We start from the raw sequence: 14,598 nt of genomic DNA on the forward strand, positions 1-14,598 counted from the left end.
GTTCCTTTTGATGTAATCGAGCCAGCCCTTTTCTCTCTTAAACTCGGTAGAGATCCAAGCGTTGGCTACTTCCGTGACTAATTTTCAAATAGTGGTACGCCTATCGAACGAATTGAGGCGTAAATCTGATCATCGATGGTAATTGTTATATGTGTTACTGACGCATTTCCTATAGCTAATGTCGAATACCATCGCGGATTGCGCCAATCTACACCCAATACATGGGCAAGAATTATTCTAATTACGCCACCATGCGTGACAATTAGCAAGTTGTCATTGATATCATTAATGATTTGAGACCAAGCACAAGTTACACGATGAGAGAAATCATCCAAGCTCTCGGCATTCGGTAAGGTTTGTTGTGCCGGTGCTTTCCAAAACGCATCAAGCTTATTCCAGTGCTCAGAAAGCATGTCAAATGGGATGCCGTCGAAATCACCAAAATCCAACTCTTGAAGTTGTGGCTCCACAATCAAAGGCAAAAGTTGCTGCTCAGCAAGTATCTCAGCAAGGTCGTGACAACGTGACAAAGGAGAGCTGATGACCCCTTCGACTTCTCGACCCGTTTGTTGCCACGCTTGAGCAATTTTGCGTTGCTCTGCTTCATCGACTTTTAAATCGGCTTGTCCGTGTAAACCTGGGGCAGCGTTCACTTTTCCGTGTCGCAGTAAATAGATATTCAGCGTTTTCATCTCTTCCCTTCCTGTGGTTTGAGCTCAAGCGGCAAGCCCGCAGCGACAAACGTGACTTGCTCACATACGGTCGCCAGTTTTTGATTCATCCGTCCCGCATTATCAACAAAGTAACGACTGACGGCGCCGAGCGGCACTATGCCCATACCGACTTCGTTAGAGACAAAAATCAGCGTCGCTTCAGATTGTGCAGCCGCATTTACCAACCGCCCAATTTTTTCCTCTAATCGCTCATTACAACAGTCATCACCAAGTTCAAAGATCCAGTTGTTGAGCCAAAGCGTGAGGCAATCAACTAACACGACATCTTGAGACGAAAATTCACAAATGAGCTCAGGCAAGTTAAGCGGACACTCATGTTCAATCCACCCAGCCCCTCGCTGCAGTCTATGGTGAGCAATGCGTTGCTTCATTTCATCATCAAAAGGCAATGCCGTCGCCACATAGTGAAGCGTTCCGTTTTTATTTTGTGTCCATTGTTGCGCCCTGCTCTCTGCTAAGCTCGACTTTCCTGAGCGAGCACCACCTAGAATAAGTTGCTTCATAATGAATGACTAAATGCGATAAGAATGAGATAAACAAGCAACTCTGAAAGCTGCTGCGCGGCACCAAGGCAATCGCCAGTAAATCCGCCGATACGTTTGGTCAGCCAGCGTTTAAAGCCGACACGAAACAGTGCCAATACCAATACAACCACAGCAGCCTGAGTCACGCCCAATAACAACGCGACAACCCCACCAGTTAAGAGCAGTATCGCGACCTCTAAGCTCGATTGTTTATTTGCTAACGGTTTGCTTTTCGAGGTGTCAGCGTCACTAACGTAAGGCATGTCGTATATGAGAGTGGCAGCCAGTGCTCGGCTCACGGTGTACGCCACAACAATCATCAGCCAAAATTGAGGTTCATTGGCTAACTCGCTCCAAAATACAAACTTCGCCAGCAGCGCCATCATTAGCGTTGCCGCGCCGTACGTCCCAATGCGGCTGTCTTTCATGATGGTTAAGCGGCGCTCTAACGTCATACCACCGCCAATGCCATCCGCCATATCCGTTAAACCGTCTTCATGGAACGCGCCGGTAAGCAATAGGCTAAAAGCCATAGTTAACACGATGGCAACTGAGTTTGGGAACAATAAACTTGCCAGTGAAAACACAGCTGCGCACAGTAGCCCAAGCAACACACCGACCAAAGCAAAATATCGGCCTGCTTGGTTCATGCGCTTTTCACTGTAAGGTAAATCTGCGGGCACAGGTATACGGCTAAAAAAGCTAATTGCGAGTAAGAAAAGCTCACTCTGATAGCGCAAAGAACGAGTCTCTGAAGTGTGGGTATTCTCAGAAGCAAACACTAAACCGTCACTCCCGCACTCTCAAAGCTCGCCATGTTGTTGTAAAACTGAGCCGCCGCTTTTACCAGTGGCAAAGCAAGTGCGGCTCCGGTCCCTTCACCCAAGCGCAACCCAAGATCCAAGAGAGGCTCCGCTTGTAGGCATTCCAGCACAAACTTGTGCCCATTCTCTTCTGAATTATGTGCAAACAGCATGTAATCTCGCGTCCCTTCATCTAATAGAGTCGCGACATAAGCGGCTACAGAGACGATAAATCCATCGACCAAGACTGGCGTTTTATGGCGTTTCACTTCTAAAAATGCGCCAACCATTTGTACGATTTCGAACCCACCGACTTGAGCCAACGCGCCTTTAGTATCAAAGTCACGACAGCGATTCACACCTTGTGCAACTAGCTTGATCTTGCGGTTGAGTTGCTCTTGAGTAATGCCCGTGCCATAGCCAACACAATGGTCGACTTCCAATGGACTCAGCGCAGTTAACAGTGCCGATGCCGAACTGGTATTGCCAATCCCCATCTCACCAAACATCAATAAGTTCGAGCCATTAAGGATCGCCTGCTGCGCGACTTGGGCACCATATTCCAAACCTAGCGCGACTTGTTCTAGTGACATCGCCGTTTGTTTAGCAAAGTTTGCCGTGCCATTTCCCAGACGTTTCTTAATCAAGTTGGGATGATTTTTAAAGTCAGGAACTAAGGTATCGATCGGTGACAACATGCCACAATCAATGACCATAAAGTCAATTTGGTTGAGATCGCAGAAACAATTAATGGCGGCGCCACCAGCGAGAAAATTCGCCACCATTTGTTGAGTCACAGCACTTGGCGCAATGCTCACCCCTTCTTCCGCGATGCCGTGATCACCAGCGAATACCAACATGGTTGGTTTGCGAATTTCTATTGTTTCAACCGCTTGCGGCTTATCTTGGCTTTGAATTAGCGCCAGTTCTAAGGCTACTTTTTCGAGCAAACCAAGAGCGCCTACTGGTTTGGTTTTGTTATCAATGCGAGCTTGAATTTCTGAGGCAAAAGAGCGATCCATGATGATGGTTCCTTATTCTTTATTTTGGACGAGCAACAGAGAACGTCTTTTCTAGCGTGGCGTACTCATTTCCACCAAGCCTTGCTAATGGGTCAACCGCAAGAGCGTCGACTTTTAAACGATCACCTTCCATGGATATGACCCGTTCATCAACATAAATGTGTTCAATCTCTGCAAAGATTAAACTTTGCGGTGTCAGCCCCATCTCTATCACTTCATGCAACTTACAGCCGAATGCAATTGGCGCGCCCTCTAGGCGTGGGAATTCGAAACCTTGGAAATCAACCGTCTCAAGTTGAGTCGTCTCCAGTTCAGATTCCCCATGTTCTAATGTGGCAGAAGATAAAGTGACTTTATCCGCGAGATCGCTGGGTGCGATATGGATAACCAACTTACCTGTCTCTAATGCATTTCGCGTGGTGTCTTTGATGTCACCATTGGGCTTTTTCCCCACAGAAATCATCAATAAAGGTGGGTGGCTGGAGACTGCAGTAAAGTAGGAGAATGGAGCGAGATTGAAGTTTTTCTCACCTGAGTCTGTGAGCACCCAAGCGATTGGGCGAGGAATGACAGTTTGAGTCATCAAATGGTACACCTGCGTTGGCGCAAGCGTACTGAGATCTATGTTCATACGACGTCCTTGGTCTGAAAAGTCTCGAATGAGCCAATGGCTCGTTTTTTAAAGACAACAAGTGTACGCCTCTTGTGTGCAATTTCACCTGATTTTCTCTTTTTGACAGCGCTTTTTGTCAATTCGACAGTCATATTGACAAAAATGTCACTTCAACAAGCTTGTTCCATTAAAGAGAGCGTTCAACTTAAACCAACTCAGTCTCAGTCATTTATTTTTCAGCGCTCTAATTGATAACGTCTGATGGTCAATATCAGTCTAACCAAACAACTTAAAGCATTGATAAATAAAACTATCCAATATCACGTCTAACAAAGATTGGGCGTAAATGAAACGAGAGCTAATTTCCTCATCGCCTGTATTTTGAAAGTTGGCACGTGTGATGCTGTAAATAAATCGTCCCTAACACAAAAAGCGAGAAATTATGTTTGCCAATCAAAGTCGTCGCCCCGCTAAGAGAGGCAAGCCTAACCCAACCCGCCAACCTCGGCGATCCATACCCTTATCATTCTCCTAATAAAAAAGACCCGTTTGTCCCGCGGGTCTTTTTATTTTTGAAAAGACAAAACAAACAAGTTAAATATCAAACATTGTATTCATGCCTAATGCTTGTTCAGGTAAATCAGCTACAATAGCGTAAGCATTTGTTCTCTATGAGGAAGAAGACAATGAGTAACAACACGAACGCATGCGTCATCATTGCTGGTGCGACTGGGCTTGTCGGCAAAGCTGTCATCAATAAATTGGTTTCACAACCAAGTATTGATTCGCTCTACTCCCTTTCTCGAAAATCGTTGACTGATGTCGCCGATCCTGACAACAAGATTATTTCCATCTTAGATGCTGAGTTAGCCATTCATGACTGGGACGAACAACAACCTACCCCAAACGTCGGCTTTATTTGCTTAGGAACGACGCTAAAACAAGCAGGTAGTAAAGATGCTTTGCGCAGAATCGATGTGGAATTGGTGTGTAAAGTCGCGCAACAAATGAAGATGATCGGTGTGAAACGCCTAGCTGTGGTTTCCAGCTTAGGTGCAAAAGCCTCTTCATCATCTCATTATCTTGCTTGTAAGGGCCACATGGAAAAAAACATCGAGAAAATGGGCTTTGATGAAGTGGTGTTTGCAAGACCAGGGCCTCTGGTCGGGCAACGAGAAAACCCTCGTACAGATGAGAAGGTTGTTCAGACTCTTTCTAAAGTAATTCGTCCGCTTATGCTGGGAAAACTGGCTAATTTTGTGCCTATTCAAGCTCAAGACGTCGCCAAAGCGATGATTTACCAAGTTTTCAGCTATCAACAAGACCCTATCGTTTTTTTGCATCGGAGAGAAATGCTCGACCTCATAAAGCACTACGATTAGACATCTGGTTGGAATTCGCTCTAAATCAATGATTAACGAGAAGTGCGTCGCGTATTTATATTCATTTTAGATCTATCTAATACCTGTTTTTCATTTTTAAAGTTATATCCCGAGCGTTATCTTACGCCATCAGTTTATAGCTCTATATAAAAAAACAGTCAGCATTTAGCGCTGATTGATAAGGTCAAATTATGAATTTCGCAGTGGTTGCCTCTCTGGCGGTGTTTATCGCCATATTATTCTTTCTTTTTAACCTACAACAAAAAAAGAACACGTTATCTCGTCTTGTGTTAATTGGTCTTGTGACTGGTTCACTTTTCGGTCTTGCTTTACAACTGATTCATGGCGAAGGCAGCGATGTGATTGCTCAAACGCTTGAGTGGGTTGGTATCGTTGGTAGTGGTTACGTTGGCCTGTTGAAGATGGTCATTATGCCATTGGTACTTGTCTCTATGATTTCAGCGGTTGTTAAGCTGGAAAAAGGCGGCTCTCTGGGTAAGATTTCTGGCCTTACGATTTCTGTTCTTCTCGTTACGACCGCTATCGCTGCCATGATTGGTATTCTGGTTACCACAACGTTTGGTCTTTCTGCAGAAGGCCTCACAGAAGGTGCGCGTGAAACAGCTCGTATTGCGGTACTAGAAAGCCGTGTAGGCTCAGTAAGCGACCTAACGATTCCTCAGATGCTAGTCAGCTTTATTCCAACCAACCCATTTGCTGACCTCACAGGTGCTCGCTCTACATCGATCATTGCTGTAGTTATCTTTGGTGTGTTAGTAGGTATCGCTGCGCGTAAAGTGATGGCAGAAAAAGAAGAGCTAGAATCTCCGATTCGCACTTTCGTTGAGGCTGCTCAATCTATCGTGATGCGTTTAGTTAAGATGATCATGGCACTGACGCCTTACGGCATCGCTGCGCTGATGGCAAAAGTCGTTGCCACTTCAAGTGCTGGTGACATCCTTAATCTGTTAGGCTTCATCGTGGCATCGTACGTTGCTATTTTACTTATGTTCCTTGTACACGGACTGCTAGTGTCTTTCGTTGGTGTTAGCCCAGCAGAGTACTTTAAGAAGATCTGGCCTGTACTGACATTTGCATTTACGTCACGCAGCTCAGCAGCAACGATCCCACTTAACGTTGAAGCACAAATCACCAAGCTAAATGTGCCACCAGCGATTGCGAACTTGTCAGCTTCTTTCGGTGCCACTATCGGTCAGAATGGCTGTGCAGGTATCTACCCAGCAATGCTTGCAGTGATGGTAGCGCCAACAATGGGAATTGATCCTCTAGACATCAACTTCATTTTGTCACTGATTGCTATCATCACGATTAGCTCATTCGGTATTGCCGGTGTCGGCGGCGGCGCAACGTTTGCTGCACTTATCGTACTCCCTGCAATGGGATTGCCAGTAACGATTGCCGCGTTACTTATCTCTATCGAACCACTAATTGATATGGCACGTACTGCACTTAATGTTTCTGGCGCGATGACAGCAGGTACGATTACTAGTCGACTATTGAAGTCTTCTGAAAAAGAGACACGATTGGAAGAACAAAAAGCGTAGATCACTCACTGTTTCAACCACTCAAATAATCAAGCCGATGGTTTTCCCGTCGGCTTTTTTGGTTTTCAGGCTCGCTAAAATAAAAGCATGGCGAATCTCCCCAACCTTTTTCAAAGACTTACTAGAGTCTAAATAAGATTTGCGGCAAATAGGTTTGTTAGCAAAATATGTTATGATATAACATTACAACAAATTAAATCCGCATACGAATAACATCGGAGGTTATATCATGACTTCAACTTTAACCGAGTCCATTACAACTGAAGCCTTGGGAAACACACACAAAACTGCATGTTTCAGTGCACGGAAAGAACCGACGGTGTTGGCAGACATTTATCAGGAAGACATAAATATCGCGATTTGGCAGCGTCAATTTGATCAACAACTGATTGATGCCAGCAAAGCGTTTGTTACATCAAACCCCAACTTTGGTAAGTCGTTGAGCGTCTCCCCAGAAAATGCTTTAGAAACATTGCAATTCGCAACTGACGGAAAAGCGCCAGACGTGCTACTAAGAAATATTGCTGAGTTGGTTGATATGTTTTGCTATTTGTTTGAACTAAAAGATACAGGATTACGCCTCGCAACGCTTAATAGCGCAATGTGCCCCCGCTTTCACGTTGACCAAGTACCTTGCCGATTGGTAACCACATATCATGGTACTGCGACACAATGGCTAGCCAACGATGACGTTAATCGCGCCAAACTAGGACACGGTAGCAATGGACTCCCAGACTCGAAGTCAGGTTTGTACCCGAAAGAGAGCGACATTCAACATTTGTCTGTGGGTGATGTTGCACTTCTGAAAGGTGAACGTTGGAGCGGCAATGAAAACAGAGGTCTGGTACACCGGTCTCCGAGCATTGATTCGAGTGAGCCTCGCTTGCTATTAACCTTAGATTTTGGGTGATACAACACCTCAATAGTCTAAGCATTAGTCAATTCCCAAATATTAAGCCGACGGTTCGCCGTCGGCTTTTCCATTTTCACAACTTCACCTTGCATCTTTCGTTGCGAGTCAAGGCGTTGAATGGTCTAATACTCCCATCGGTTCCGTAAACGGTAAGCAGAATGCACCAAGATAATCAGCCCACTTTTTTCTTCTTTGACTACGAGACTTGGGGTACAAGTCCAGCCAAAGATCGTCCGAGCCAATTCGCTGGCGTTCGTACAGATGAAAACTTCAATATCATCGGCGAACCATTAGTCATGTATTGCCGACCACCTGCTGATTACCTCCCTTCTCCCGAAGCAGCTTTGATTACCGGTATCACGCCGCAAAAAGCAATGCAAGAAGGCTTACCCGAGCCAGAATTTATTGCAAAAATTCACGCAGAGCTTTCGAAGCCAAAGACCACTAGCCTTGGATATAACAGTATTCGTTTCGATGATGAAGTGACACGCTACACCTGTTACCGTAACTTTATCGACCCTTACGCATGGAGCTGGCAAAACGGCAACTCACGTTGGGATTTGTTGGACGTAATGCGCGCATGTCATGCGCTTCGGCCGGAAGGCGTGGAATGGCCAGAAAATGATGAAGGCTTTACCAGCTTTAAATTGGAGCACTTGTCGGTAGCCAACGGTATCGAGCACAGTAACGCCCATGATGCGATGGCAGACGTCATCGCGACCATCGAAATGGCGAAGAAAGTCAAAGCGGCACAACCGAAGCTGTTTGATTACTTTTTCTCTATGCGTAACAAACGCAAACTGAACGACCTTGTTGATATCGTCAACATGACACCGTTAATGCACGTTTCTGGCATGTTAGGGCGTGAATGCCAGTATACAAGCTGGATCGTACCTGTCGCTTGGCATCCAACAAACAACAACGCCGTTATCACGATCGACTTGGCAAAAGATCCTCAGCCGATCCTCGACCTTTCGGCAGAAGAGCTAAAAGAACGCTTGTACACCAAACGCGATGAATTAGGAGACTTGCTTCCTGTTCCTGTCAAACTGGTGCATTTGAATAAGTGCCCTATTCTTGCTCCCGCAAAGACTTTGACAGCCGAAAACGCAGAGTTGATTGGTATTGATCGCCAAAAATGCTTAAGCAATCTTGCTTTACTTCGTCAGCATCCAGAGATCCGAGACAAACTTATTAGTCTATTCTCTATTGAGCGTGAATTCGAAAAGAGCGATGACGTTGATACGCAGCTGTACGATGGATTTTTCTCCCCAGCCGATCGAGCAGCAATGGATATCATCCGAGAAACGGATCCAAACAACCTCGCAGCTCTTGATATCGAATTCGACGATAAACGAATTAAACCACTGTTGTTCCGTTACCGTGCCCGTCACTACGCTGGCACACTGGATGAACAAGAACAAAGACGTTGGGCACAACACTGTCGTGAAGTTTTCGAAAGCCAAATTGAAGAGTATATGCTGAATTTAGAAAACTTAGTTCACGAACATGAAAGTGACGAAAAGAAGATAGCACTATTAAAATCTGTCTATCGTTACGTAGAGAGCCTAGCCTCCTAATTTCTTACCTTGTTCAAACGCACCTTCGGGTGTGTTTGTTGTTTTATATGCTGTCAAAATGATTAAAGACCGATTACTACAGCTGATCCATTTGCTTATTTCCCTCGCACTTATTATGGGAGCACTTGGTATCGGCAACACAATTCAAAAATTCGCTGGCATCTCCGTTCCCGGAAGTGTTCTTGGCATGCTTGTGCTGTTTTTCTCTATGACCCTTGGCTTAGTTAAAGTTGAATGGGTAAGGCCGGGAGCAACGCTTTTTATTCGTTACATGATCTTATTGTTCGTCCCAATCAGTGTTGGTTTGATGCAACACTTTGATATGTTGTTGGCAAACGCGCTCCCTATTATTGCGAGTGCAGTTGGCGGCTCACTGATTGTACTGGTCAGTTTGGCATGGTTCTTAGATTACTTGCTAAAGGAGAAGCATTAATATGTGGTTAATTGTCACTATTGTTGTTTTCCTCGCAGCACGTCAAATCGCCATTAAGGTCAATAATCCTATCGCGAATCCGCTACTGATCAGTATTGCTGTGTTAATTCCATTGCTTACCTTTTTGAAAGTACCGTTCGAGACTTACTATGCCGATAACGAGTACATCAGTTTCTTACTCCAACCCGCTGTTGTTGCGCTAGCGTATCCGCTCTATGAGCAACTGCCTCAAATCAAAGCCAATTGGCGCATTATCGCGCTGGCTTGTTCTTTAGGCAGCGTGATGTCTATGCTAACAGCGACACTGATTGCCGTTGCATTCAAAGCAGACATCAGTCTCATTGCAAGCTTAGTAGGCAAATCGGTAACTACCCCTATCGCGATGGAAATCTCTAGCCACTTAGGTGGTGAAGCCGCTGTTGCCGCCATTCTTGTGCTTATTGTTGGCTTATTCGGTGCGATTTTGGCGTATCCAATCTTCAATCTTATCGGCATCAAACACCCTATTGCGCGCGGATTAACAATGGGTACTGTTTCCCACGCGCTTGGTACGGCAACTTGCGCAGAGAAACAACCCGGTGATGCTGCCTTTTCATCACTCGCACTCGTGTTGTGCGGTATTATCACATCGATACTTGCGCCAAGCTTCTTTGCTTTAGCCGTTTGGTTATACCAATAAAGATAAATGCCAAAGCCTGCTCTTTCTTGACGTAAATAGACTGAGCAGGCTTTAACTCCTTTCCAAAAAACTCGCAGTATGAATCTGAGTTGATATAGTTATTTATGGGACAGAGATAACGTTAAGCCTCTGTGCAATCGAATACATGTGTGAGCTCACTCTAACTATGTAACGTAAATCATCATTACAGACATTAACGTGATCTAAAGCACAGAACATTTCCATCTTTCGCATAGAATAACTGTCCATGCAATAACAAGGATTCGACATGAAAAGTCGCATTGAACAGGCGCTAGCAAGCGCTCCTGAAGCACTTTCAACACATCTTGCTCCTATCGTTCTCGCTGACGATTTTGATGCCACTATTTCTGAGCAACAGTTTGATGAGCTGCTGAACGCTACCAACCTTTCAGACAAAGAGCTTCGTGTTGCTCTACTTCCTTTTGCCGCAGCGTTTTCTTACGCTCCGATTTCTGAGTTTTATGTAGGTGCGATTGTTCGCGGCCTATCAGGTCGTCTTTATTTTGGCGCGAACATGGAATTTTTCGGTGTTCAGCTAGGTCAAACCGTTCATGCTGAGCAGTGCGCGATTAGCCACGCTTGGATGAAAGGCGAACATGGCGTAAAAGACATTACCATCAACTACAGCCCTTGTGGTCACTGCCGTCAGTTCATGAATGAACTAAGCACCGCGAAAGAACTGAAGATCCAATTACCAGAACGTGAAGAAAAGTCACTTCATCACTACCTTCCTGAAGCGTTTGGTCCAGCGGATCTAGGCATTGAGTCAGGTCTTATGGCTGAGGTGAAGCGCGAGTTTGTTTGTGATGAAGACGATGCTTTAATCCAAAAAGCCGTCAATGCGATGAACATCAGCCACGCGCCATACACTAACAACTTAAGCGGTATTGCGCTTGAGATGAACAGCGGTCGCGTATTCCAAGGCGCGTATGCAGAGAATGCAGCGTTCAACCCTAGCCTTCCTCCACTTCAAGTTGCTCTGATTCAGATCTTGATGTCGGGTGAGCAGTTTGAAGACATCAAAGCAGCAGCCTTGGTTGAAAACTCACAAGGCAAGATCAGTCACCTAGCTGATACTCAATCAACGCTAGAAGCACTAAATCCTGATATTCCAGTGAGTTTTGTGAACGTTTAATTCATACGATGCTTAAGAGATAGGCTCTACTTGAAGTAGGGCCTTTTTTATTATCAAAAACCATGCGCAAACGTTTGCTTCATCCGTAAAAATCAGTATGATCCCCTGCAAATTCGGTTTCATCACTTTATTTTGTAAGGGAACACTATGTTCGGTACTGCTACTAGCACTCATGCTACCCGTGTATTACTTTTGGGCTCTGGCGAGCTTGGTAAAGAAGTGGCAATTGAATGCCAACGTCTTGGTTTGGAAGTGATCGCGTGCGACCGTTATGCCGATGCTCCAGCGATGCAAGTGGCGCATCGTAGCTACGTCATCGACATGCTTGATGGTCAGGCTTTGGAAGAGATCATCAATAAAGAGCAACCTGCTTACGTGGTTCCTGAAATTGAAGCTATCGCGACCGATAAATTGGTCGAGTTAGAAGAGAAAGGCTTGAACGTTGTTCCTACAGCGAAAGCAACTAAGCTGACAATGAACCGTGAAGGCATTCGTCGCCTTGCTGCTGAAGAGTTGGCCCTAAACACTTCCCCTTATCAATTTGCTGACAGCTTTGAGGACTTTAAAGCAGCAGTAGAACACGTTGGAATCCCGTGTGTTGTTAAGCCAGTGATGAGCTCTTCTGGTAAAGGCCAAAGCGTTATCAAATCAGAAGAAGATGTTCAAACGGCTTGGGATTACGCACAAGAAGGTGGTCGTACAGGTGCTGGGCGTGTGATTGTTGAAGGCTTTATTGACTTCGATTACGAAATCACACTTCTCACCGTGCGCGCAGCTGATGGAGTGCACTTCTGTGCTCCGATCGGGCATCGTCAAGAGGATGGTGATTACCGTGAATCATGGCAGCCACAAGCAATGTCAGACAACGCAATCAAAGCGGCTGAATACACGGCAGAGAAAGTCGTTAATGCACTGGGTGGCTACGGTATCTTTGGTGTAGAGCTGTTTGTTAAAGGCGATAAGGTTATTTTTAACGAAGTGTCCCCTCGCCCACACGACACCGGCATGGTAACCATGATTTCTCAAGAAATGTCTGAGTTCGCACTGCATGTTCGAGCGTTTACCGGCATGCCAATCAACAACATAGTTCAGTATGGACCATCAGCATCAGCGGTTATTTTAGGCCAAGGTACATCAACTGATATCCGCTTTGACAATGTTGCCAAAGCACTAGCTCAGCCACAAACTCAAGTACGTTTGTTTGGCAAACCTGAAATAGACGGTCGTCGTCGCTTAGGCGTTGTTTTAACGCGTCGCAAGACTATTGAAGATTCGATTGAAGATGCAGTGAATAACGCATCTAGAGTGCAGATCGTTTACTGATTTCATTAATCAGCCAAAGATAGACAAAAGCGCAGCTCAATTGGCTGCGCTTTTTCTTTCTGTGGGTTCGAAAAGTCCTTTATTCGCCCTCTATTAAGTACACTTCTTCAGAGAAGCGGCTTAGACCTTTCTTCGCAATTTTTGGATGGTTTTCGTCGGCTTGATCGACATTCAAACAAGTTACCTTATAACCCGCAAACAGCTGTTCAATCTCTTCGACTGGCACGCTAAATGGAGGGCCTGACATCTCATCTTGTGGGTAGTTAAGAGTCACAAGTAAAATACGTCCGCCAGGGTTCAACAGTTGCTTAAGACGAGCTACGTATTCTTCTCGCATTTCTTGCGGCAAAGCCACAAGCGCAGCACGATCGTAAATGATATCGGCTTTAGAAACAGGCGCAGTAAAGAAGTCGCCAGTGTAAATCGACAACTCATCGAACTGATACAACTCATGCATGCCGTTTAGTGATGTGACAGTCGGCGTGTAGAAGTGTTCAGCAAAAAACGCACGCACGGCGATAAGGCTGAGTTCGACACCTTGCACTTCATCATGCTTCGTCGCAAGCCATACCAAATCCTCTGACTTTCCGCACAAAGGAACTAACACGGTGTCTTCGCGTTTAGGATTGGTATGCTGCCAAAATGCAGGTAACAGTGGATTCACATCATCTAGGTGGAAACCAATTTGGTTACTCGCCCATTTACTGTGCCAAAATTCTTGATCTCTCATTTTACTTCTACTTGTCGGCTGATTGTGGATTCGAGCTTTGCGCTTCGCTTTTGTGGGGTAAGACTAATGATTTTTTCAAATTTGTCTATGCCGTTCATCTTTGGTTAATACTGCAATGGTAGTATGGCTATCGTTCAAGAATGAACCCTTCCTTTTTCTGGTTGTCAGAATAAAGGAAAGCAAAATGGTGATCTAGAACACGATTCCACCATACGGCTAAAAAACAGCCTTGGAATCTATCGTAGAGCCCCCATTAACTAGGTAGTACCTGATTTGCGAATCTTAGTGACCTTTTCGTTACCCATTTTCTAAGTGCAAGCAAGTTAAGGAGAGTGAATGAGCTTATTTCTACGTACTACAGCATTGATGCTTCTAGTACTAAGCCGTGCGCCGGCGTTCGCCGCACTTCCAAATGTCACAAATAACGAACAAGATCGTTCAGCTAGTCAAAACGAAGTTTGTTCAAAATTGTTCAAACATAGCCTTAGTGGTTTGTATGGCATTCAGTCAATCGACTCCAAACCAACTCAGCCTTATTCAGATTTCGACGTACTTTACAGCAAAGCTCACCAAGCGCAGTTCGAGCTAGAGACTATCTGTAAAAGTACTGCCCTTCTTACTGATGCTCAGCCTTACTTTGCTGGCGTTAAATCTCAGCACCGTGCCGAAGAGAAAATTGTTCACGAATTGGACGGTCAAGTAAACCGAATCACTGACTTAGCACGTGCAACCATTGTTGCTGACGATGTAGCAAGCTTGGTTTCGGTATACGAAGCGTTAGAGCGTGAAACAACGATAGTGAAAGTGAAAAACCGCTTTAAAAAACCAACAGATTCCGGTTATCGAGACCTAAACCTCTTAGTTCGTTTACCTAAGACCAACCTCGTTGCCGAAGTGCAGCTGCATTTAAAAGCTATTGCGGATGTAAAAAACGGTCCAGAACACGACTTATATGAACAGATTCAGAAATTAGAGCGTCAAGCTCTAGTGGAGGATCGCCATTTGAATGACTTAGAAATGGCATCAATTAGAAACATGCGTACGCAATCTAAAAACTTATATCAAGAGGCATGGCATCCATACCTAACGACACACTTAGAAGCGGCATAATTGACATAAACTGATGTACTTAATACTAAAA

General features: G+C 45.0%; 15 protein-coding genes. 9 read left to right on the forward strand and 6 right to left on the reverse strand.

Annotated features, from left to right (window positions below; genetic code table 11):
• Positions 1-77 precede the first annotated feature (77 nt).
• From cobC to BCT11_RS21170, 5 genes are read right to left on the reverse strand one after another with little or no spacing between them, the layout of a single operon-like run.
• Complete coding sequence (gene cobC, locus BCT11_RS21150) at positions 78-692, reverse strand: alpha-ribazole phosphatase (protein ID WP_102389221.1); 615 nt, start codon at positions 690-692, stop codon at positions 78-80.
• Positions 689-1,237 carry a bifunctional adenosylcobinamide kinase/adenosylcobinamide-phosphate guanylyltransferase gene (gene cobU / locus BCT11_RS21155; RefSeq protein WP_102389222.1) on the reverse strand — a complete coding sequence of 183 codons (549 nt, stop codon included), beginning with the start codon at positions 1,235-1,237 and terminating at the stop codon, positions 689-691. The genes cobC and cobU overlap by 4 nt, the downstream gene beginning before the upstream one ends.
• The gene (locus BCT11_RS21160) at positions 1,234-2,040 is read right to left on the reverse strand and encodes an adenosylcobinamide-GDP ribazoletransferase (RefSeq protein ID WP_102389223.1); all 807 of its coding nucleotides are present in this window, start codon (positions 2,038-2,040) and stop codon (positions 1,234-1,236) included. The genes cobU and BCT11_RS21160 overlap by 4 nt, the downstream gene beginning before the upstream one ends.
• Positions 2,040-3,083 carry a nicotinate-nucleotide--dimethylbenzimidazole phosphoribosyltransferase gene (gene cobT / locus BCT11_RS21165; RefSeq protein WP_102389224.1) on the reverse strand — a complete coding sequence of 348 codons (1,044 nt, stop codon included), beginning with the start codon at positions 3,081-3,083 and terminating at the stop codon, positions 2,040-2,042. Before cobT ends, BCT11_RS21160 begins: the two co-directional genes overlap by 1 nt.
• 19 nt (positions 3,084-3,102) lie before the next feature.
• Positions 3,103-3,714 carry a flavin reductase family protein gene (locus tag BCT11_RS21170; protein WP_102389225.1) on the reverse strand — a complete coding sequence of 204 codons (612 nt, stop codon included), beginning with the start codon at positions 3,712-3,714 and terminating at the stop codon, positions 3,103-3,105.
• A 668-nt stretch (positions 3,715-4,382) separates the two neighbouring features.
• Here BCT11_RS21170 and BCT11_RS21175 point away from each other — a divergent pair.
• The 8 genes from BCT11_RS21175 (at position 4,383) to purT (ending at position 12,727) form a co-directional block, all read left to right on the forward strand.
• Positions 4,383-5,078: an NAD(P)H-binding protein gene (locus BCT11_RS21175; protein WP_102389226.1), complete on the forward strand. Its 696-nt coding sequence runs from the start codon at positions 4,383-4,385 to the stop codon at positions 5,076-5,078.
• 191 nt (positions 5,079-5,269) lie between these two features.
• The gene (locus tag BCT11_RS21180) at positions 5,270-6,643 is read left to right on the forward strand and encodes an L-cystine transporter (RefSeq protein WP_102389227.1); all 1,374 of its coding nucleotides are present in this window, start codon (positions 5,270-5,272) and stop codon (positions 6,641-6,643) included.
• Positions 6,644-6,872: 229 nt separating this feature from the next.
• Positions 6,873-7,553 (forward strand): DUF1826 domain-containing protein, encoded by a 681-nt coding sequence (locus BCT11_RS21185; RefSeq protein WP_102389228.1) that lies wholly within the window; start codon positions 6,873-6,875, stop codon positions 7,551-7,553.
• 161 nt (positions 7,554-7,714) lie between these two features.
• Entirely contained in the window at positions 7,715-9,136 is a 1,422-nt protein-coding gene (gene sbcB, locus BCT11_RS21190) for an exodeoxyribonuclease I (RefSeq protein ID WP_038868626.1), read from the forward strand.
• A 58-nt stretch (positions 9,137-9,194) separates the two neighbouring features.
• Positions 9,195-9,569, forward strand: coding sequence for a CidA/LrgA family protein (locus tag BCT11_RS21195; protein WP_102389229.1), 375 nt, complete (start codon positions 9,195-9,197; stop codon positions 9,567-9,569).
• A gap of 1 nt (position 9,570) precedes the next feature.
• Positions 9,571-10,248, forward strand: a complete 678-nt coding sequence (locus BCT11_RS21200) for an LrgB family protein (protein WP_038874735.1) — start codon at positions 9,571-9,573, stop codon at positions 10,246-10,248.
• A 268-nt stretch (positions 10,249-10,516) separates the two neighbouring features.
• Positions 10,517-11,404 carry a cytidine deaminase gene (gene cdd / locus BCT11_RS21205; protein ID WP_102389230.1) on the forward strand — a complete coding sequence of 296 codons (888 nt, stop codon included), beginning with the start codon at positions 10,517-10,519 and terminating at the stop codon, positions 11,402-11,404.
• Positions 11,405-11,551: 147 nt separating this feature from the next.
• Positions 11,552-12,727, forward strand: a complete 1,176-nt coding sequence (gene purT / locus BCT11_RS21210; RefSeq protein ID WP_102389231.1) for a formate-dependent phosphoribosylglycinamide formyltransferase — start codon at positions 11,552-11,554, stop codon at positions 12,725-12,727.
• A gap of 79 nt (positions 12,728-12,806) precedes the next feature.
• On the opposite strand, the gene BCT11_RS21215 is transcribed toward purT, so the two are convergent.
• Entirely contained in the window at positions 12,807-13,457 is a 651-nt protein-coding gene (locus BCT11_RS21215) for a thiopurine S-methyltransferase (protein ID WP_102389232.1), read from the reverse strand.
• Between the two features lie 336 nt (positions 13,458-13,793).
• On the opposite strand from BCT11_RS21215, the gene BCT11_RS21220 reads away from it, so the two are divergent.
• The gene (locus BCT11_RS21220) at positions 13,794-14,567 is read left to right on the forward strand and encodes a RelA/SpoT domain-containing protein (protein WP_102389233.1); all 774 of its coding nucleotides are present in this window, start codon (positions 13,794-13,796) and stop codon (positions 14,565-14,567) included.
• Positions 14,568-14,598: the final 31 nt, after the last annotated feature.

The organism is Vibrio sp. 10N.222.52.B12 (assembly GCF_002875385.1).
In the GTDB taxonomy this organism is placed as follows: domain Bacteria; phylum Pseudomonadota; class Gammaproteobacteria; order Enterobacterales; family Vibrionaceae; genus Vibrio; species Vibrio jasicida.